The organism is Nonomuraea sp. NPDC003709 (assembly GCF_040610775.1).
Classification (GTDB): domain Bacteria; phylum Actinomycetota; class Actinomycetes; order Streptosporangiales; family Streptosporangiaceae; genus Nonomuraea; species Nonomuraea angiospora_A.
On the sequence record NZ_JBEXMW010000002.1, the window covers coordinates 75644 to 92772 of the forward strand.

The window sequence follows — 17129 nt, forward strand, 5'->3', positions numbered from 1 at the left end:
ACCCTTCAAATCCCCCCGACTTCACTCACCTTCATTCAGCGAAAACCCAACATTTCCAACTGTCAACGCACATTTCTATGACCTTGCCCAGCAGCCACGCCGTGTCATGATGCGATCGAACCGGTGTCGGAACCTGTCGGGATCTGGTGATGCGATGCTCGCCAAGCAGCGTCAGCAGGCGATTCTGGAGCTCGTCAGGCAGAACGGCGGCGTCCGCGTGGTCGAGCTGGTGCGCGCGCTCGGCGTCTCCGACATCACCATCCGCCGCGACCTGGAGCTGCTGGCCGGGCGCGGCCTGCTGGCCAAGGTGCACGGCGGCGCCACCAGCGTCGGCTCCACGGACGAGCCGGGCTTCGCGGTCAAATCGGTGCGCCAGGAGGGGGAGAAGCGGGCCATCGCCCGCCGCGCCGCCGCCCTCGTACGGCCCGGCGCCACCGTGGCGCTCTCGGCCGGCACCACCACCTGGACCCTCGCCCGCCGCCTGGCCGCCGTCCCGGCCCTGACCGTCGTGACGAACTCGGTGCGCGTCGCCGAGGTCTTCCGGCACGCCGGCAGGGGCGACCAGACGGTCGTGCTCACCGGCGGCGTGCGCACCCCGTCGGACGCGCTGGTCGGCCCGGTGGCGGTGGCCGCGATCCACCGGCTCAACGTGGACCTGCTGTTCCTCGGCGTGCACGGCATGACCGTCAGGGCCGGCTTCACCACCCCGAACATGATGGAGGCGGAGACCGACCGCGCCCTCGTGGAGGCGGCGGGCCGGCTCGTCGTGCCCGCCGACCACACCAAGTGGGGCACGGTCGGCATCAGCACCATCGCCGAGCTGCGCGAGGCGGACGTGCTCGTCAGCGACTCAGGCCTGCCGCAGCCGGCCAGGGAGGAGCTGGCCGGGCACGTGGGCGAGCTCCTCATCGCCGAGGCGCCCGGCCCCGCGTGACCACGACGGCGCCTGAGCCGTCAGTGCTTCCCGTCGTAGAGCCCGTCGATCTCCTTGGCGAAGTCGCGCATGACGAGGTTGCGCTTGACCTTGAGCGTGGGCGTCAGGTGCCCGCTGTCCTCGGTGATGTCCCGGTCCAGGATCGTGAACTTCTTGATCTGCTCGGCCTTCGACACCAGCAGGTTGGCCCGGTCGACCGCCTCCTGGACCTGCGCCAGCACCGCCGGGTCCGTGCGCAGCTCGGTGGCGGAGGCCCCGTCGGGCAGGGCCTCGGGGTCGAGGGTGATCAGGGCGGCGACGAAGGGCCGGCCGTCGCCGACGATCACGGCCTGGGAGACCAGCGGGTGGGCGCGCAGCGCGTCCTCCAGCGGCCCCGGGGCGACGTTCTTGCCCGCCGCCGTCACCAGGATCTCCTTCTTGCGGCCCGTGATCCGCAGGTAGCCGTCGGCGTCCAGCTCGCCGACGTCGCCCGTGTGGAACCAGCCCTCGGCGTCGATCACCTCGGCCGTGGCCTCGTCGTTCTTCCAGTAGCCCGGGAAGACGTTCCGGCCCTTGGCCAGGATCTCCCCGTCGTCGCCGATGCGCAGGCTCACGCCGGGCAGCGGCTTGCCGACCGTGCCGATCTTGTTGCCGTACGGCATGTTGACCGTGCACGGCCCCGTGGTCTCCGTCAGGCCGTAGCCCTCGAAGACCTCGATGCCGACGCCCTTGAAGAAATGGCCGAGCCGCTCGCCCAGCGCGCCGCCGCCGGAGACGGCGGCCGACAGGCGGCCGCCCGTGGCCGCGCGGAGCTTGGTGTACACCAGCCGGTCGAACAGCAGGTGCTTCAGCCGGAGCCCGAGCGGCGCGCCGGCGGCGGAGGCGCGGCTCGAGGCCATCGCCACGTCCACGGCGCCGGCGAAGATCTTGCCCTTGCCGCCCGAGATGGCCTTCTGCTCGGCGCCGTTGTAGACCTTCTCGAACACGCGGGGCACGCCCAGCAGGAACGTGGGCTTGAAGTCCTGCAGGTCGGGGGCGACGTTCTTCATGTTGGGGGTGTGCGCGATGACCGCGCCCGCCTCGATCAGCACCACCTGGATGATCCGGGCGAGGATGTGCGCCAGGGGCAGGAACAGCAGGGCCGCCGGGTCCTTGGTGGCGAACAGCGGCTCCAGCGGCCCGCGCAGCACGTTGCGGGCGGTGAAGAGCAGGTTGTCGTGGGTGATGCGGCAGCCCTTGGGCCGTCCGGTGGTGCCCGAGGTGTAGACGACCGTGGCGAGGTCGGCGATGCCCACCTGCTCGCGCCGCCGATCCACCTCCGCGTCGGAGACGTCACCCACCTCCAGGGCGCCGTCCAGCCGCCAGACCTGCTTCAGCTCGGGCGCGGCCTCCCTGACGGTCTCCTCGTGCTCGTCCAGCTCGACGAACACCGCCTTCGCCTCGCTGTCGGTCAGGATCCACCTGACCTGCTCGACCGAGGACGTCTCGTAGATCGGCACGGTGACCGCCCCGACCGTCCAGATGGCGTAGTCGACCAGCGTCCACTCGTAACGGGTGCGCGACATCAGCGCGACCCGGTCGCCGTGCGAGATCCCCGCCGCGATCAGCCCCTTGGCCACCTCGACCACCTGGTCGCGGAACTCGGAGGCGGTGACCACGGGCCAGCCGGAGTCCGTCTTGCGGCGCATGATCACGGCGCCCGGCTCCTGCTCGGCCCGCTTGAACACGGTGTCGGACAGGCCTGCGGAGGCAGGCACATCGACCAGGACGGGAACGCTGTACTCGCGCAACGGATCAACTCCTCTTCGGGGACCGCCTGGACGTTACCGCGTCAAGTTACGGGCGGGTAGTGTCACAGCTCACGCTAGCAGCCACCCTCAGTAGGATTTGCCCATGAGGGTCCATGTCGTCAGCGATGTCCATGGCAGGGTCGACGCGCTGGCCAGGGCGGGCGACGGGGCGGACGCGCTGGTCTGCCTGGGCGACCTGATCCTTTTCGTCGACTACGACGACCACGCGCAGGGCATCTTCCCCACCCTGTTCGGCGCCGAGCGGGCCGCCGAGTTCATCGCGCTGCGCACGGCCAAGCGGTTCGACGAGGCCAGAGCCATGTCCGCGCGCCTGTGGGCGACGCTCGACGGCGACCCGCGCGAGCACATCGAACGCCACGTGCGCTCCCAGTACGAGACCCTCTTCGCCGCCATGCCCACCCCGGCCTACCTCACCTACGGCAACGTCGACCTGCCGCGCCTGTGGGGCGACTACCTCAGGCCCGGCCTCCAGGTGCTCGACGGGCAGGTGGCGGAGATCGGCGGCCTGCGGTTCGGGTTCGTGGGCGGCGGGCTGCAGACCCCCTACCGCACGCCGTACGAGATCAGCGACGAGGAGTACGCGGCCAAGGTCGAGGCGGTCGGGGAGGTGGACGTCCTGTGCTGCCACATCCCGCCGGCCGTGCCCGAGCTCCTCTACGACGTGGTGGCCAGGCGGTTCGAGCGCGGCAGCGAGGCCACCCTGGCGGCCATCGAGCGGACCCAGCCGCGCTACGCGCTCTTCGGCCACGTGCACAACCCGCTCTACGCGCGCACGCGCATCGGGCGCACCGAATGCGTGAACGTGGGCCACTTCAGGGGAAGGGGTGTGCCTTTCGTCCTCGAATGGTGACCCGGCCTGCGGTGGGCCGCCCGGGGGCGATCCACCGCAACGAGGGGATTCTGCATTACGGTGGTCGCATGGCTGATCGCACCACTTCGAGCACCACCATCAGCGCAGGCCGGCCCGAGGTCATGGCGGTCATCGCCGACTTCCCCTCGTACCCCGACTGGGCCGGGCAGGTCAAGAGCGCCGAGGTCCTCACCACCGACGGACAGGGCAGGCCGGAGACGGTGCGCTTCGTCCTCGACGCCGGGATGATCAGTGACACCTACACCCTCGGCTACACCTGGCAGGACGACCACGTGAGCTGGCAGGTGGTCGAGCCGGGCAAGATGGTCTCCGAGCTGCGGGGGAGTTACCTGCTCGCCGACACGGGCAGGGGCACGGACGTGACGTACGAGCTCACGGTCGATCTGAGCGTCCCCATGATCGGCATGATCAGGCGCAAGGCCGAGAAGGTGATCGTGGACACCGCGCTCAAGGGCCTCAAGAAGCGCGTCGAAGGCAGCTGAGTTGAGCCCGAGGGTCCTGCTCTTCACCGGAAAGGGCGGCGTCGGCAAGACCACGGCCGCCGCCGCGACGGCCACGCTCGCCGCCAGGCGCGGGCTCAAGACGCTGATCGTCTCGACCGACACCGCCCACTCGCTGGCCGACGCGCTCGACGTCGAGCCCGGCGAGATCGCGCCGGGCCTGCACCTCCACCAGGTGGACACGCAGAAGTCGCTGGAGCGCCACTGGGGCGAGCTGCAGCAGTACGCCAGGGGCGTGCTGAGCGAGCTGGGCCTCGACGAGATCACCTCCGAGGAGATCACCGTGCTGCCCGGCGCCGAGGAGGTCATCGCCCTCCTGGAGCTGCGCGAGCACGCCCGCGAGGGCCGCTGGGACGTGATCGTCGTCGACTGCGCGCCCACCGCCGAGACACTGCGGCTGCTGGCCCTGCCCGAGGCGCTCGACTGGCACGTCAGCAAGCTCATGCCCGTCGGCCGCAGGCTCGTCAGGCTCGTCTCGCCGTTCGTGCGCAGCGTCGCCCACGTCAGCGCGCCCGGCGAGGAGGTCATGAGCGCGGGCGAGCGCCTGCATCGCGGCCTCATGGAGGTGCGCGAGCTGCTCACCGGCGACCACGCCTCCGTGCGGCTCGTGCTCACACCCGAGTCCGTGGTGCTCGCCGAGGCCAGGCGCACCCTCACCTCGCTCAACCTGTACGGCTACCGCGTCGACGCCGTCATCGCCAACCGCGTCTTCCCCTCCGACGGCGCCGACGAGTGGCGCGCCCAGTGGGCGGCGGCGCAGTCCAGGCTGCTGGCCGAGGCGGAGCAGTCGTTCGCGCCGCTGCCCATCCACGTCATCCCCTACCTGCCCGCCGAGCCCGTCGGCAAGGACGCGCTGGCCGAGGTCGGCGAGGCGATGTACGCCGAGTCCGACCCGTTCGCCGCCCACGCCGTCGATCCGCCGCTGCGGATGGACGCCGACGAGCTGGTCCTGGCCCTGCCCGGCGCCGACCGCGGCGACGTCGACCTGGCCCGCAAGGGCGACGAGCTGATCGTGACGGCCGGGCCCTACCGCAGGATCCTGGCCCTACCGGCGGCCCTGGCCCGCAGGAAGATCACCGGGGCCGCGCTCCGCGACGGCGTGCTGCGGGTAGGTTTCAGCCCGGGGAGCGAATCCGCATCCTGATGAGTTGAGGAGGATGAGCGACCCATACGTAGGGAGGGCGAGATGACCGAGAGCAACACCGGCAACGACAGAGACCCGATCGGGACCGTCGCCGACGAGGCACGCAAGCTGTTCGAGTCGATCCAGGGGCGGGCCACCCGCCAGGTCGGCAAGAGCGTGTTCAACTCGTTCACCGGCGGGGGTGCCCGCAGGGAGCGCGACGTGTGGGAAGAGGCGGTGTCCGAGCCCCACGACGAGTACATCTGCCGGGCCTGCCCGTGGTGCAGGGCCATCGCGGCCCAGCGCGAGTCGGGCGCCGATGTGACGGGGCACCTGATGGCCGCGGGCGGGGAGCTGTTCGCCGCGTTCCGCGGCGCGCTCGACTCGCTGAGCAGGCCCGCCCCCCGCGGGCCGCGCGAGGACACGCAGGACCGCCGCGCCACCCGGCCGGAGGGTGGCGGCAACGTGGAACACATAGATCTGGGATAGGGAGAAAAGGGGCCAATGCTCACGATCGGTGTCGATATCGGCGGGACCAAGGTGGCCGCCGGTGTGGTCGACGACAAGGGCGTGATCGTCGAACACACACTCAGGCCCACCGCCGCCGACCGCCCCGACCTGGTGGCCGAGACGGTGGCCGATGTCGTTCGCGAGCTGAGCGCGGGCAGGCAGATCGAGGCCGTCGGGGTCGGCGCGGCGGGGTTCGTCGACGAGACCCGCTCGATTGTGCGCTTCGCCCCCAACCTCGCCTGGCGCGAGGAGCCGCTGCAGAAGAAGATCAGCGGCCTCGTCGGCCTGCCGGTCGTGGTCGAGAACGACGCCAACGCCATGGCGTGGGGCGAGAGCAGGTTCGGCGCCGGGCGCGGCCAGTCCTTCGTGGTCTGCATCACGCTGGGCACCGGCATCGGCGGCGGCCTGGTCGTCGACGGCGCCCTCTACCGCGGCCGCTGGGGCATGGGCGCCGAGTTCGGCCACATGCAGGTGCTCCCGGGCGGGCGCCAGTGCGGCTGCGGCAACGTCGGCTGCTGGGAGCAGTACGCCAGCGGCCAGGCCCTCGTCAAGGACGCCAGGGAGATCGCCGAGGCCCACCCGGAGCAGGCGAAGATCCTCCTCGGCCTGGCCGGCGGCAAGATCGAGGGCGAGGAGATCACCGAGGCGGCCCGGCTGGGCGACGAGGCCTCGCTGGCGGCGTTCGCCAGCCTGGCCGAGTGGCTGGGCCAGGGAATGGCCGACCTGGCCTCCGTTCTCGACCCCGGCTGCTTCATCGTGGGCGGCGGCGTCTCGCGGGCCGCCGACCTGTTCATCGACCGGGCCCGCCAGGCCTTCGCCGAGAAGCTCACCGGCCGCGGGCACCGGCCGCTCGCCGAGATCCGGCTGGCCGAGCTGGGCGCCTCCGCGGGGGTGGTGGGCGCGGCCGACCTGGCCAGGCAGCGCTGACGATCAGGGTCGGCACGTACAACGTACGCGGGCTGCGCGACAGCGTGCCCGCGTTGGCCAGGGTCATCGCCGCCATGCGCGCCGACGTGCTGTGCCTGCAGGAGGCGCCCAAGGTCGTCCGCTGGCGGGCCAGGCGCGAGGCACTGGCCGCCGCGGCGGGCCTGCGCGTGGCCACCCCCGGCCGGGTCGGCGGCGTGGCCGTGCTCGCCGGGCCGCGCGTCGCCGTGCTGCACGCCGAGAGCCGCGCGCTGCGGGCCTTCGTGGGGCTGGAACGGCGCGCGCTCGCGCTCGCCGTGGTGGAGATCGAGGAGGTCCGCCTGGCCGTCGGCTCGCTCCATCTCGACCTCAACGGCCCGGCCAGGGTGCACCACGCCGCCGAGGCCATGGCGCTGATGGAGCGCGCGGCCACCCGGTTCGGCGCGACCATCGTGCTCGGCGGCGACATCAACGAGCAGGCGCACCAGCCCGCCTGGCGCTACCTGGCCGGACGGCTGGCCGACTGCCACGCCGTGGCGCCCAAGGGCGACGGACTGACGTTCACCGCGGCGCGGCCCTCCGTGCGCATCGACGGCGTGTTCGCGGCGCGCGAGGCGCGTGTCGTGTCGTGCGGGGGAGTGGACGCCCCGATCGCCGATCTGGCCGGGGCCAGTGACCATCTGCCTGTTGTCGCAGAGTTGCGAGTTGGGCACTAACGGGCAAGACCGGCCCCCCAGCCCGTAGCATTTGCTCATGACCCGTCGCCATCAGCGGCGTGCGCTCTCCTTCTTCTTGGCGACGTCCGTGGCCTTGACGCAGGTCACGCCCGCCGCGCATGCCGAACCCCGCCGCCCCGCCACCATGGAGGCGTGGCAGCAGTCGACAAGCGCGCGCCTGCAGGCCGACGGTTCACTGTCCGACGTGCTGGCCGTCTCCTCCAACGACGTGTGGGCGGTCGGCCAGCAGGAGATCTGGGACGTCTGGAAGAACCGCGGCACCGTCCGCCACTGGAACGGCAGCGGCTGGTCCGAGGTCTCCATCCGCGACGCCACCGCCGCCGGCAATCTGCGCGGGCTGGCCGTCGCCGGGCCGTCCGACGTGTGGGCGGTCGGCGACGGGCACGACGGGCTGCCGTACCTGGCCCACGGCGACGTCAGCGGGTTCGACCGGATCAGGCCGCAGGGCATCCCCGGCGACGACGGCCGCCCCACCCCGCTCTTGCGGGCGGGAGACTGGCTGGGCGGCGTGGACGCCAAGCCGGGACGGGTGGTGGCGGTCGGCAGCCGCGACCAGCAGGGCCTCATCCTCACCGGCCAGGGCAACTCCTGGACCGTGCAGCAGACCACGGAGAAGGGCGCGCTCTACGCGGTGGCCGGTGGGTTCGCCGTCGGCGACACCGGCTCCGAGCCGCTGATCATGCACTACTCGGGCGGCTCGTGGGAGTCCATGCCGGTGCCCTCGATCCCCGGCGGCTACCTGCGTGACCTGCAGGTCGACAGCGCCAAGCGGGCGGTGGCCGTCGGCGGCGTCTACCGCGGGCCCGGCGAGGTCTCGCCGCTCGTGCTCACCTGGAACGGCAAGCGCTGGAGCGAGCAGCCGACGCCCGTCTCCGACGCCCGCCTCTACGGCGTGACCGGTGACGGCAAGGGCCGCTACTGGATCACCGGCTACGACCCGGCGCGGGCCGCCGAGCCGTTCATGCTGCGCTGCGAGAAGGGCGAGTGCGCGACCATCCGCGGCGGGGCCATGCGGGGCCGCAGCAGCGTACGCCTCCAGGCGGTGGCCTACCTGCCCGGCAAGGCCACGGTGTGGGCGGTCGGGCACGCGGTCGACACCCGCGACCGCTACACCGACGTGGTCGAGTCGTTCGCGCCCAAGACCACCACCGCGAAGTCCTAGCGGCGGGCCCCTACAGCACGGCGCCGTCGTCCCAGCCGGAGTCGTTGGGCGGGCCGTCACCCATGCGCACCACCAGCGCCACGAACCCGCCGATGAACGCCGCCACGGCCGTGAACAGCGCCCAGCCCTCCATGTGCCAGCTCGCCATCGCGGCCACCAGGAGATAGGCGGGGCCGCCGAACAGCGCCACCCACGCCAGCTTGGTGGGCAGGTCGAGCTTGGGCAGCGGGGGCGGCGGGGGCGGCTCGAAGTGGCCCTCGTCCGCCTCCTCCTCGTCGTCCGCCGGGTCCTTGTACGGCTCCTCGTCGAGCTCGGGCTCCTCCGAGGGTTTCACCACTCGGCGGGTGGGCTCGGCGGGGACGTTCTCGCTGTCCGGCCATGGCTGGTCGGCCGAGTCGCGCTCGGCGGTGTCGTTGAAGGACGCGACGATCTGCCGCCAGACCTCGTCCTCGTCACTCTGGGGCGTCACCTAGATGGGCCTCTCCACAGCGATCGCGACTTCCCCCTGGGTGCGATCAGTCCCTCTGCAAGGGTACCGAGGCATGTGTCCGGATGAAGTCGAGGCTCCCGGCAAAGATCCTGTCGGCATCGTTGTCAAGCGTCGCAACATGGTAGCTATCGCTTAGCTCCTCGATCGTGGCCTGTGGGACCTTCGCACGGATGATCGCCACACTCGTCGGCTTGACCACATGGTCCTCCGTGCTGTGGAAGACCAGCAGTGGTTGCGTCACTTTAGCCAGGTCGGCCTGCACCAGCGACCACAGCGAGGGCAGCGACGCCGCCGCCTTCACCGGGGTGCGGTCGTAGGCCAGCTCGGTCACGCCGGGTTTCTTGACGTCGTTGGCGACGCCGGGCACCGACGGCACGAACCACTTGAGCAGCGGAGCGAGCTTGAGCAGCGGCACGTCGTTCGTGATCGAGGGGTTGACCGCGATCACGCCGGCGATCGCCGGGCCGTGCACCTCGGCGAGCCGCAGCGCCAGGCAGCCGCCCAGCGACAGCCCCGCCACGAACACGTCCGGGCAGCGCCCCTGGAGGTCCGCGAACGCCTTCTCGACCTCGGCGTACCAGTCCTCCCAGCGCGTCCTGTTCATCTCCTGCCACGTGGTGCCGTGCCCAGGCTGGCGGGGCAGCGAGACGCTCACCCCGTGTCCGGCCAGGAACTCCCCCCAGGGCCGCAGCGACTGTGGCGAGCCGGTGAACCCATGGCAGAGCAGCACACCGACCTGGCCTGCTCGATGGTGGTAGGGCTCCGCGCCTGGCATGAGCGGCATAACAGCTCCTCCATGCAGTTTCATTCCGGGCAGGTTCCTCCGGGAACGGCCCGATCGTCGCACGTTCCGGGGTGTTTGTGCGAGAGCTGGTGTAGGAGCATCGTGTTCAAGGTGGGAAGATGACTCTGCTCACACGTAACGCGCTGGAGAAGAGGTGCCGGAGTGTTCTACTGGGTGGTCAAGGCCATCTTGGGTCCGTTCCTCCTCGCCGTCTTCAGGCCGTGGACGGAGGGCTCGGAAAACGTGCCCAAACAGGGGCCCGCGATCCTGGCCGGCAACCACCTGTCGTTCGCCGACCACTTCTTCGGCCCGCTGCAGATCCGCCGCAAGGTCATCTCGCTCGGCAAGGCCGACTACTTCACCGGGCGCGGCGTCAAGGGCTTCTTCACCCGGCTGTTCTTCAGCGGCGTCGGCACCGTGCCGATCGACCGCTCCGGCGGCAAGGCGAGCGAGGCGGCGCTCCGCACCGGCCTGCGCATCCTGCGTGAGGGCCACATCCTCGGCATCTACCCCGAGGGCACCCGTTCGCCCGACGGCCGCCTCTACAAGGGCAAGACCGGCGTGGCCAGGCTCGCCCTGGAGTCACGGGCGCCGGTCATCCCGTGGGCCGTGATCAACACGTACGAGATGATGCCGCCGGGGCGGCCGCTGCCCAAGTTCGGGATCCGGCCGGGCGTCAAGTTCGGCAAGCCGCTCGACTTCTCCCGCTACTACGGGATGGAGGACGACCGGCTGGTGCTGCGCGCCGTGACCGACGAGATCATGTACGCCCTGATGGAGCTGTCCGGGCAGGAATACGTCGACAAGTACGCCGCGAGCGCCAAGGTCGAGCTGGAGCGCGCCGCGCGCGCCGCCGCCAAGGGGTGAGCTCACCCGGAGGCGCGTAAGACCGTCTCGGTCTTCTGCATGGCCGTGGTCATGGTGTGCAGCTCCTCGCGGCTGATCCGGTCGATCAGGTACGCGCGCACGACCTCCAGGTGACCCGGCGCCACCCGTTCCAGGCAGCGCACGCCCGCGTCGGTGAGCACCGCCAGCACCCCGCGCTCGTCGCCGGGGCAGGTGGCGCGCTCCACCAGGCCCGCCTTCTCGAGCTGGGTGATCTGGTACGTCAGCGCGCTTTTCGACACCACGACACCCTTGGCCAGCTCGGTCATGCGCATCTGATGGCCCGGCGTGTCCGACAGCCGCGTCAGAATTTCGTACTGCGGATGCGTCAGCCCGGCCGCGGCCTTGAGCTGCTCCTCGATCCGCCGTTCGAGCAGGTGGGCGGTGGACAGGAAGGCGCGCCACGCCGCCATCTCCGTCGCGTCAAGCCATCGGGGGTCCGTCACCGGTTCAGTCTACTGTCGTTCAGATTTGAACAATCAATGCTAGGGTCGTTGTTCAAATCTGAACCACTCTTAAGGAGATCGCATGATCGGCCAGGCGCGCCCCGTCGTCCTGCTGCTCGCGAGGATCGCCATCGGCGTGATCTTCCTCGTCCACGGCTACCAGAAGTTCGCGACCATGGGGATCGCGGGCACGACCAAGTTCTTCGAGTCCGCGGGCATCCCGCTGGCCTCCGTGGCCGCTCCCGCCGTCGCCGTGCTGGAGGTGGCCGGCGGGCTCGCGCTGATCCTGGGCGCCGCGCTGCCGATCGCCGGCACGTTGCTGGCCCTCGACATGGTGGGCGCCATCGTGTTCGTGCACGGCGCGAGCGGGTTCAGCGCCGGCGAGGGCGGCTACGAGTTCGTCCTGGCGCTGGCCGCGGCCAGCCTGGCCGTCGGCTTCACGGGCGGGGGCGCGCTGGCCCTGGACAACGTCCTGGCCCGCCGCCGCCCCGAGTCGGCGCTCGCCTGACGGCTTCTCCTCCGGGAACCGGGACCCCGCGCCCGCGCGGGGTCCCGCCGCGTCTCAGGAGAGGGCCGCGTCTCAGGGTCTCAGGGTCTCAGGAGAGGTGGGCGCGGATCTGCGCGATGTGCTCGGGCGTCGTACGGCAGCACCCGCCGATCAGCGACGCGCCCGCCAACTGCCACTCCTTGGCCGCCTGCCCGAACTCCACCGGGTCGGCCAGCCCCAGCCACCGGCGGTGCCCGGCGTCCCACGTCTCGCCCGAGTTGGGGTAGACCACCACGGGCAGCCCGCCCGCCAGGCACGAGATCAGCCCGGGGATGTGGCGCGGCGCGGTGCAGTTGGCCCCGACGGCCACCACCTGCGGGTTTCCGCCGAACAGCGCGGCCGCCTCGGTGATCGGCGTGCCGTCGTTGAGCCGCTCGCCGTCACGGCACGAGAAGCTCACCCACGCCTTCACCTCGGGCGTGCGGGCCAGCAGCCTGGCCAGCACCCGGGCCTCGGGATAGGACGGGATCGTCTCGCAGGCCAGCAGGTCGGCCCCGGCCGAGGCGAGGATCTCCCAGCGCGGCAGGTGCCAGTCGAACAGGCCGTCCTCGTCGAGGTCGTAGTCGCCGGTGTATTCGGCGCCGTTGGCCAGGAAGGCGCCGTACGGGCCGACCGAGGCCGCCACCAGCCCGTGCCCGGCCTCGTCGCGTGCCTGCGCGGCCAGCTCGACCGACAGCCTGATCAGCCGCTCGGCCGCCGCCACGTCCAGGCCGCGCCGGACGAATCCGGCGATCGTGGCCTGGTAGCTGGCGGTCGTGGCCACGTCGGCGCCCGCGGCGAAGTAGTCGGCGTGGGCGCGCCGGATCACCTCGGGCCGCTCCAGCAGCAGCCGCGCCGACCAGAGCTCGTCGCCGAGGTCGGCGCCGAGCCGTTCGAGCTGGGTGGACAGGCCGCCGTCCAGGACAAGTGCAGTCACTCCACCAGGGTACGAGCACGTGGGCGGGCCCGTGGCCGCCTACCGGTGGCGTGAGCCCGCGCCCACCACCGGAGGGCGGCCGGGGAAGGCGCTGATCACGTGGTCGAGCAGGGCCGGCGTGTTCTCGGGGGACTCCACCGTGAAGTCCGCCACGCGGGCCAGCTCGTCGCCCGTCTCGGTGTTCGCCACCGCGACCCGGACGCCCATGAAGGCCGGGTCCCGCTCCTCCCTGCCGCGCAACGCGTCGAAGGCCCGGCCGTCGGACAGGTCGTCGCCGAAGTACCAGGCGCGGGTCAGCGTCTCGATCTCGCGGGCGACGACCGTGCCCTTGTCGCGTTCGACGGGTGGTCTGAGCTCGACGACCATGCGCCCGTACTGCTCCCGCAGCCCCAGCTCGGCCGCCTTGCGGGACGACCACCGCTCGACCGCGCCGCGCAGCGCCGGGGCCGAGCGGTAGTGCAGCGCCACGATCAGCGCCTTGTCCTCGATCAGGATCTCGCGCGGCAGGTCGCGGGCGGCCTCCTCGGCCACCCGCCGCATGACCGGGGCCCACGGCTCGGCCTCGGCGTCCGTGCGCACGCGGCCGTCCTCGACGGTCTGCATGCCGTACAGGCCGAACAGGCGCAGCTGGGGAGCGCCCGAGAAGCGGTCCCGCAGGTACGCGGCCGGGCGGGAGGACACGATCGCGACCTTGCTCACGAGCCTGGCCAGCACCTGCAGCCGTTCCAGCGCACCGGCCACGGGGAACACCGCGCCGGGGTCGCGCATGATCGGGGCGATGGTGCCGTCGTAGTCGAAGAAGAAGCCGGATCCGGCGCTCTCCGAGACGGTGGCGGACACTGCTTCGGCGAAGCGGAGCGGGGCGCGAGAGGTCGCCATGCTCAGTGACGATAGAACAGCGCGACCGGGTCGGACAGACGCCTTCCCGTGAATTTCCCGGCCCTTGCCCGCCACCCGCCGTTCATGATCACGACGCCTGGTCCGGGGCCGGGAGGGCCGCCAGGCGGGAGTACCACCTCCTTGCCCTCGGCGCTCACCCGCCCGGCCTTGACCTGCCCGTCGAGCAGGACCGGGCCTCGATCCGGTGGCCCAGTTGCTCCGGGGGCCCGGCCGGGCCCCCGGAGCAGGCCTAAGAGCGCTTCCAGAAGGGTCCGCGGCGAGGGCCGCCGGACCCGCCCGGGCCGGAGCCGCCCACGAGGGTGGTGAGGACCTCCACCGCCCGGTCGTGCAGGGCCTGGGCGTCGGCGCCCGGTTGCTCGGCGGCCTCCAGCTCGCGGGCCAGCGTCTCCAGTTCCGCGTTGCCCCCGAGGTACGCCGCCAGCGCCGCCAGCCGCGAGCCCAGGTCCGCCAGGTAGAGCAGGTCGGCCATGGGCAGCGCCTTCAGCCGGTCGAGCTCGGCCACCAGCTGCGGCCGGACCGAGTCCAGCGGGTGACCGGGACGCGGCGCGAACTTCGGCGCCCTACCACTACGGGGCCCGCCCGGCGCGAAGGGGGCCGGCCTCGGAGGCCCGGCGAACCCTCTTCCGCCCCCCGCCGGCCCACCGGTCAGGAAGTCCGGTGACGCGTCGGCGGAACCGAGACCGGGGTCCGGCATCCGCATCCGCGGGGCGGCCGGCGGGGCGGCCATCACCGCCGCCTGCGCCATGAAGCCCATCATCGGCGGGTTCTGCGGCAGCTCCCACCCGCTCGGCGGCTCGACCGGCTGGATGACGCGATGCTCCGGCCCTCCGTCGGCGACCTGCCTGGTGTCGACCGCCACGTACGCGGTGAAGCGGCACAGCACGCCGTACTCCAGCGACGTCCGCACGATCCGCGGCTCCAGGTCGTGCTCGCCCATGGCGTAGCGGTCCTCCAGCTCCCGCAGGTGCGCGCGGGCCCACACGGCCTGGATGGCCGGATTGTCCACCGCCACTCCCGTGACCTGCTCCTCCCATGGCCCTCCGGCCGCCAGGCCGCGCACGGTCAGCGAGGAGCCCTCGCGGTGGCGCCCGTACACGCGCAGCGGCACGCCCGGGAAGATCGACCCGAGATGCGTCACGGTGTCCGGCTCGAGTTCCAGCCCCTTGAGGGAGAGGTCGGTCACCAGGGGAGCGCCGATCCTGCGGTGGATCTGCTCCATGGCCGCGTCCAGCCGGTCCTCCGACTCGACCAGCTCGCACCGGCCCGCGCCGAGCCCGGCCAGGCGGCCGAGGAAGCCGGCGTTCACGGCGCGGTCGATGCCGACCGTGTGCACGCGCATCGCCGACAGGGCGCCGCCCGCCTGCTCCAGGATCTGGTCCTCGTTGCCCACCTGGCCGTCGGTGACCAGGACCACGACCCGTTCGCGCTCGTCGCGGCCGCCCAGCAGGGCGACGGCCCGGCGCAGCGGCTCCAGCAGCTCGGTGCCGCCGCGGGCGTCCACCCGCGCGAGGTGCTCGACGGCGCGGTAGCGGTTGCGGTCGGAGGCCTCCACCAGGCCCTCGAACGCCTCCTCCACCACCGAGTCGAACGTCAGCACCGCGAACCTGTCCTGGGCCGTCAGCGTGTCGACGATGCGGGCGGCGGCCCTCCTCGCGGCGACCATCTTCCAGCCGCCCATGCTGCCGGAACGGTCGAGCACCAGCACCAGGTCGCGCGGCGGGCGCGTGGACTGGAGCGGCGGCGGCACGACCGTGAGCGCGAAGGTCCCCCCTTGATCGGAGCGGCTGTCGAGCTGCAGGGACGTGGACGCGTCGAACGACAGCCGCAGAATGAAGTCGCGGTCGAGGCGCTCGCCGGGGCGCAGGCGTACCGTGTGGCCCTCCTCCTCCACCACGTGCAGGCTGGAGGCCAGCTCGCGCAGTTCCAGCCCGGCCGCGTCCACGGTCGCGCTCAGCGACAGGCGGACCGGGTCGGGGAAGCCGGGCAGCAGGACCGGCGGGCTGATCCTGGACGCGTCCGGCACCGCGTCGGTGTCGGACGCGACGCCGTCGCCCGCGGAGGGGCCGTCGACGGGGTTGCCCGGGATGTAGCGCGGGGCCACGACCAGCGGGAACCGGAACGTGGCCGCCCCGTCCTCGTACGGCAGGGGCTGGCTCATGGTCAGCCGGACCGAGACGCGCTCGCCGGGCAGGATGTTGCCCACCCGGATCGTGAACACGTCGGGCCGGTCCTCTTCGGCGATCGCCGCCCGCCTGCCCTCGCGCAACGCCTGGTCGTAGTCGGCCCTGGCCTGGGCGCGCTCCTTCAGCAGGCCCTCGATCACCCGGTCGTCGGCCTCCATCCGGAACCCGGTGACGGCCGCCCGGTCGGGCAGCGGGAAGACGTACGTGGCCTCCAGGGTGACGTCGAACGGATTCCTGAACCCCTGCGTCACCTCGACCCCGGCGATGAGGCCGGAGATGCCGGCGTTCACGTCAACGCTCTCGAGCGGCAGGTTGCCGCGCTCGGTCCGCAGCGCGCCGAACCCGGCGTCCGGCACCGGCAGGCACCGTGCGGGCTCCAGCGAAGTGATCTTCATATCAGCTCCCTTTCTTCGAGCACCGCGAGCAACGGTCCTGCCGCCGCCAGCACCGCCTGGACGTCCTCCTCCGACGGGACCCGGCCGGCGTCCAGCACCAGCCGCACCCCGTCCCCCAACCTGACCCCCACGACAACCGCCCCACCCGGCCGGTTTTCGGGCATGCCGCCCGGCGCGGTCGAATGCGCCCCGCTTGGCGCGCCGGGCGCGCTCGGGCTGCTGCGGTGCCCGTCGGCCGGCCCGGTCGGCTGATGTGCCGCCCCTGAAGCCCGCACGCTGCCCTTCCCCGGCCGCTCAGCCCAGAACCGCCCCCGCACCGACTCCCGATCGCCGCCATGCCGATCATGCCCGGCTTCGGCCGTGCCCGGCACCTCATCGCCACCGGCCCGTGCATCGCCACCGGCCCGTGCATCGCCACCGGCCCGTGCATCGCCACCGGCCCGTGCATCGCCACCGGCCCGTGCATCGCCACCGGCATCCGTCGCTCCGCGCTCGGCCGCTTCCTGCCCGGTCGGGCCGCGCTCAGGCGCCGTGCGCTTGGCCGCGCCACTGCTCGGGCGGGCGCCGGCTGCCGGGTGCGCGCCGTCGGGTGCCTCGCTCGAGCCAGGGCCCACCCGGTCGCGCACGGCACCGGTCATGGGGGGAGTGCCCGCACCCGCGGCGGTTTCCAGCATGCGGTCCGTGGCGCCCGCCAGGGCCGCCTGGATCTGGGCGATCGAGTGCCCGGCGGCCTGCAGCCGTTTCACGGCCACGAGTTGCAGCAGGTGCCGCCGCCCGTACTGGGCGATGCGGCCGCGCCTGGTCAGCGGCGGGTCCACCAGCCCGATCGTCGTATACCACCTGATCAGCCGCTCGCCGGGCACATCGCGGACCCGGCCGTTGCCGGCGGATGTGCCGTCCGAGCTCGCGCGCAGCGCCAGCGCCGCGCGCTCGGCCAGCTCGCCGATGGTCCAACCGATGGGCTCGGTGGTGGCGGAGGTGTCGCTCATACCTCCACAATGACACTGTCATTGTTACACTGTCAACGTTGCGGAAGAATGGCCGCCGCCATGT

General features: G+C 72.1%; 18 protein-coding genes. 10 read left to right on the plus strand and 8 right to left on the minus strand.

Annotation, left to right across the window (positions count from 1 at the left end):
- Positions 1-154: 154 nt before the first annotated feature.
- Positions 155-934, plus strand: a complete 780-nt coding sequence (locus ABZX61_RS04795; RefSeq protein WP_355191577.1) for a DeoR/GlpR family DNA-binding transcription regulator — start codon at positions 155-157, stop codon at positions 932-934.
- Positions 935-954: 20 nt separating this feature from the next.
- Here the strand turns inward: ABZX61_RS04795 and ABZX61_RS04800 are convergent, their stop codons facing one another.
- Entirely contained in the window at positions 955-2703 is a 1749-nt protein-coding gene (locus ABZX61_RS04800) for an AMP-dependent synthetase/ligase (RefSeq protein ID WP_355191579.1), read from the minus strand.
- 103 nt (positions 2704-2806) lie between these two features.
- On the opposite strand from ABZX61_RS04800, the gene ABZX61_RS04805 reads away from it, so the two are divergent.
- From ABZX61_RS04805 to ABZX61_RS04835, 7 genes are all read left to right on the plus strand, one after another.
- The gene (locus ABZX61_RS04805) at positions 2807-3574 is read left to right on the plus strand and encodes a metallophosphoesterase (RefSeq protein WP_350728974.1); all 768 of its coding nucleotides are present in this window, start codon (positions 2807-2809) and stop codon (positions 3572-3574) included.
- 68 nt (positions 3575-3642) lie between these two features.
- Positions 3643-4077, plus strand: coding sequence for an SRPBCC family protein (locus ABZX61_RS04810; protein WP_350728975.1), 435 nt, complete (start codon positions 3643-3645; stop codon positions 4075-4077).
- 1 nt (position 4078) lies between these two features.
- Complete coding sequence (locus tag ABZX61_RS04815; RefSeq protein WP_350728977.1) at positions 4079-5239, plus strand: ArsA family ATPase; 1161 nt, start codon at positions 4079-4081, stop codon at positions 5237-5239.
- Positions 5240-5281: 42 nt separating this feature from the next.
- A complete protein-coding gene (locus tag ABZX61_RS04820) occupies positions 5282-5707 on the plus strand; it encodes a DUF5304 family protein (protein WP_350728979.1) in 426 nt (141 codons plus the stop codon).
- A 15-nt stretch (positions 5708-5722) separates the two neighbouring features.
- Positions 5723-6655, plus strand: a complete 933-nt coding sequence (locus ABZX61_RS04825; protein WP_355191582.1) for an ROK family glucokinase — start codon at positions 5723-5725, stop codon at positions 6653-6655.
- A gap of 44 nt (positions 6656-6699) precedes the next feature.
- Positions 6700-7347: an endonuclease/exonuclease/phosphatase family protein gene (locus ABZX61_RS04830; RefSeq protein WP_355191584.1), complete on the plus strand. Its 648-nt coding sequence runs from the start codon at positions 6700-6702 to the stop codon at positions 7345-7347.
- Positions 7348-7384: 37 nt separating this feature from the next.
- Entirely contained in the window at positions 7385-8530 is a 1146-nt protein-coding gene (locus tag ABZX61_RS04835) for a hypothetical protein (protein WP_355191586.1), read from the plus strand.
- A gap of 10 nt (positions 8531-8540) precedes the next feature.
- Here ABZX61_RS04835 and ABZX61_RS04840 read toward each other — a convergent pair whose 3' ends face one another.
- Both ABZX61_RS04840 and ABZX61_RS04845 read right to left on the minus strand, forming a co-directional pair.
- A complete protein-coding gene (locus ABZX61_RS04840) occupies positions 8541-8999 on the minus strand; it encodes a hypothetical protein (protein WP_350728985.1) in 459 nt (152 codons plus the stop codon).
- A gap of 46 nt (positions 9000-9045) precedes the next feature.
- Positions 9046-9804: an alpha/beta fold hydrolase gene (locus tag ABZX61_RS04845; protein ID WP_350728987.1), complete on the minus strand. Its 759-nt coding sequence runs from the start codon at positions 9802-9804 to the stop codon at positions 9046-9048.
- 162 nt (positions 9805-9966) lie between these two features.
- On the opposite strand from ABZX61_RS04845, the gene ABZX61_RS04850 reads away from it, so the two are divergent.
- Entirely contained in the window at positions 9967-10671 is a 705-nt protein-coding gene (locus ABZX61_RS04850) for a lysophospholipid acyltransferase family protein (protein ID WP_350728988.1), read from the plus strand.
- Between the two features lie 2 nt (positions 10672-10673).
- On the opposite strand, the gene ABZX61_RS04855 is transcribed toward ABZX61_RS04850, so the two are convergent.
- Positions 10674-11135, minus strand: coding sequence for a MarR family transcriptional regulator (locus ABZX61_RS04855; RefSeq protein WP_350728989.1), 462 nt, complete (start codon positions 11133-11135; stop codon positions 10674-10676).
- Positions 11136-11217: 82 nt separating this feature from the next.
- On the opposite strand from ABZX61_RS04855, the gene ABZX61_RS04860 reads away from it, so the two are divergent.
- Positions 11218-11643, plus strand: coding sequence for a DoxX family protein (locus tag ABZX61_RS04860; protein ID WP_350728991.1), 426 nt, complete (start codon positions 11218-11220; stop codon positions 11641-11643).
- Positions 11644-11731: 88 nt separating this feature from the next.
- On the opposite strand, the gene mmuM is transcribed toward ABZX61_RS04860, so the two are convergent.
- The 4 genes from mmuM to ABZX61_RS04880 all read right to left on the minus strand — a co-directional run bounded on the left by mmuM (position 11732) and on the right by ABZX61_RS04880 (position 17065).
- On the minus strand, positions 11732-12598 hold the full coding sequence (gene mmuM / locus ABZX61_RS04865; RefSeq protein ID WP_350728992.1) for a homocysteine S-methyltransferase: 867 nt from the start codon (positions 12596-12598) through the stop codon (positions 11732-11734).
- A gap of 39 nt (positions 12599-12637) precedes the next feature.
- A complete protein-coding gene (gene otsB, locus ABZX61_RS04870; protein ID WP_355191591.1) occupies positions 12638-13477 on the minus strand; it encodes a trehalose-phosphatase in 840 nt (279 codons plus the stop codon).
- A gap of 250 nt (positions 13478-13727) precedes the next feature.
- Complete coding sequence (locus tag ABZX61_RS04875; protein ID WP_355191592.1) at positions 13728-16076, minus strand: VIT domain-containing protein; 2349 nt, start codon at positions 16074-16076, stop codon at positions 13728-13730.
- A complete protein-coding gene (locus tag ABZX61_RS04880) occupies positions 16073-17065 on the minus strand; it encodes a MerR family transcriptional regulator (RefSeq protein ID WP_355191594.1) in 993 nt (330 codons plus the stop codon). The genes ABZX61_RS04875 and ABZX61_RS04880 overlap by 4 nt, the downstream gene beginning before the upstream one ends.
- Positions 17066-17129: the final 64 nt, after the last annotated feature.

Excerpts from the sequence above, each read along its gene's own strand:
- ABZX61_RS04795 (WP_355191577.1), top strand. The coding sequence starts at position 155 with ATGCTCGCCAAGCAGCGTCAGCAGGCGATTCTGGAGCTCGTCAGGCAG.
- ABZX61_RS04805 (WP_350728974.1), top strand. The coding sequence starts at position 2,807 with ATGAGGGTCCATGTCGTCAGCGATGTCCATGGCAGGGTCGACGCGCTG.
- ABZX61_RS04810 (WP_350728975.1), top strand. The coding sequence starts at position 3,643 with ATGGCTGATCGCACCACTTCGAGCACCACCATCAGCGCAGGCCGGCCC.
- ABZX61_RS04820 (WP_350728979.1), top strand. The coding sequence starts at position 5,282 with ATGACCGAGAGCAACACCGGCAACGACAGAGACCCGATCGGGACCGTC.
- ABZX61_RS04825 (WP_355191582.1), top strand. The coding sequence starts at position 5,723 with ATGCTCACGATCGGTGTCGATATCGGCGGGACCAAGGTGGCCGCCGGT.
- ABZX61_RS04835 (WP_355191586.1), top strand. The coding sequence starts at position 7,385 with ATGACCCGTCGCCATCAGCGGCGTGCGCTCTCCTTCTTCTTGGCGACG.
- ABZX61_RS04845 (WP_350728987.1), bottom strand. The coding sequence starts at position 9,804 with ATGCCGCTCATGCCAGGCGCGGAGCCCTACCACCATCGAGCAGGCCAG.
- ABZX61_RS04860 (WP_350728991.1), top strand. The coding sequence starts at position 11,218 with ATGATCGGCCAGGCGCGCCCCGTCGTCCTGCTGCTCGCGAGGATCGCC.
- otsB (WP_355191591.1), bottom strand. The coding sequence starts at position 13,477 with ATGGCGACCTCTCGCGCCCCGCTCCGCTTCGCCGAAGCAGTGTCCGCC.
- ABZX61_RS04875 (WP_355191592.1), bottom strand. The coding sequence starts at position 16,076 with ATGAAGATCACTTCGCTGGAGCCCGCACGGTGCCTGCCGGTGCCGGAC.
- ABZX61_RS04880 (WP_355191594.1), bottom strand. The coding sequence starts at position 17,065 with ATGAGCGACACCTCCGCCACCACCGAGCCCATCGGTTGGACCATCGGC.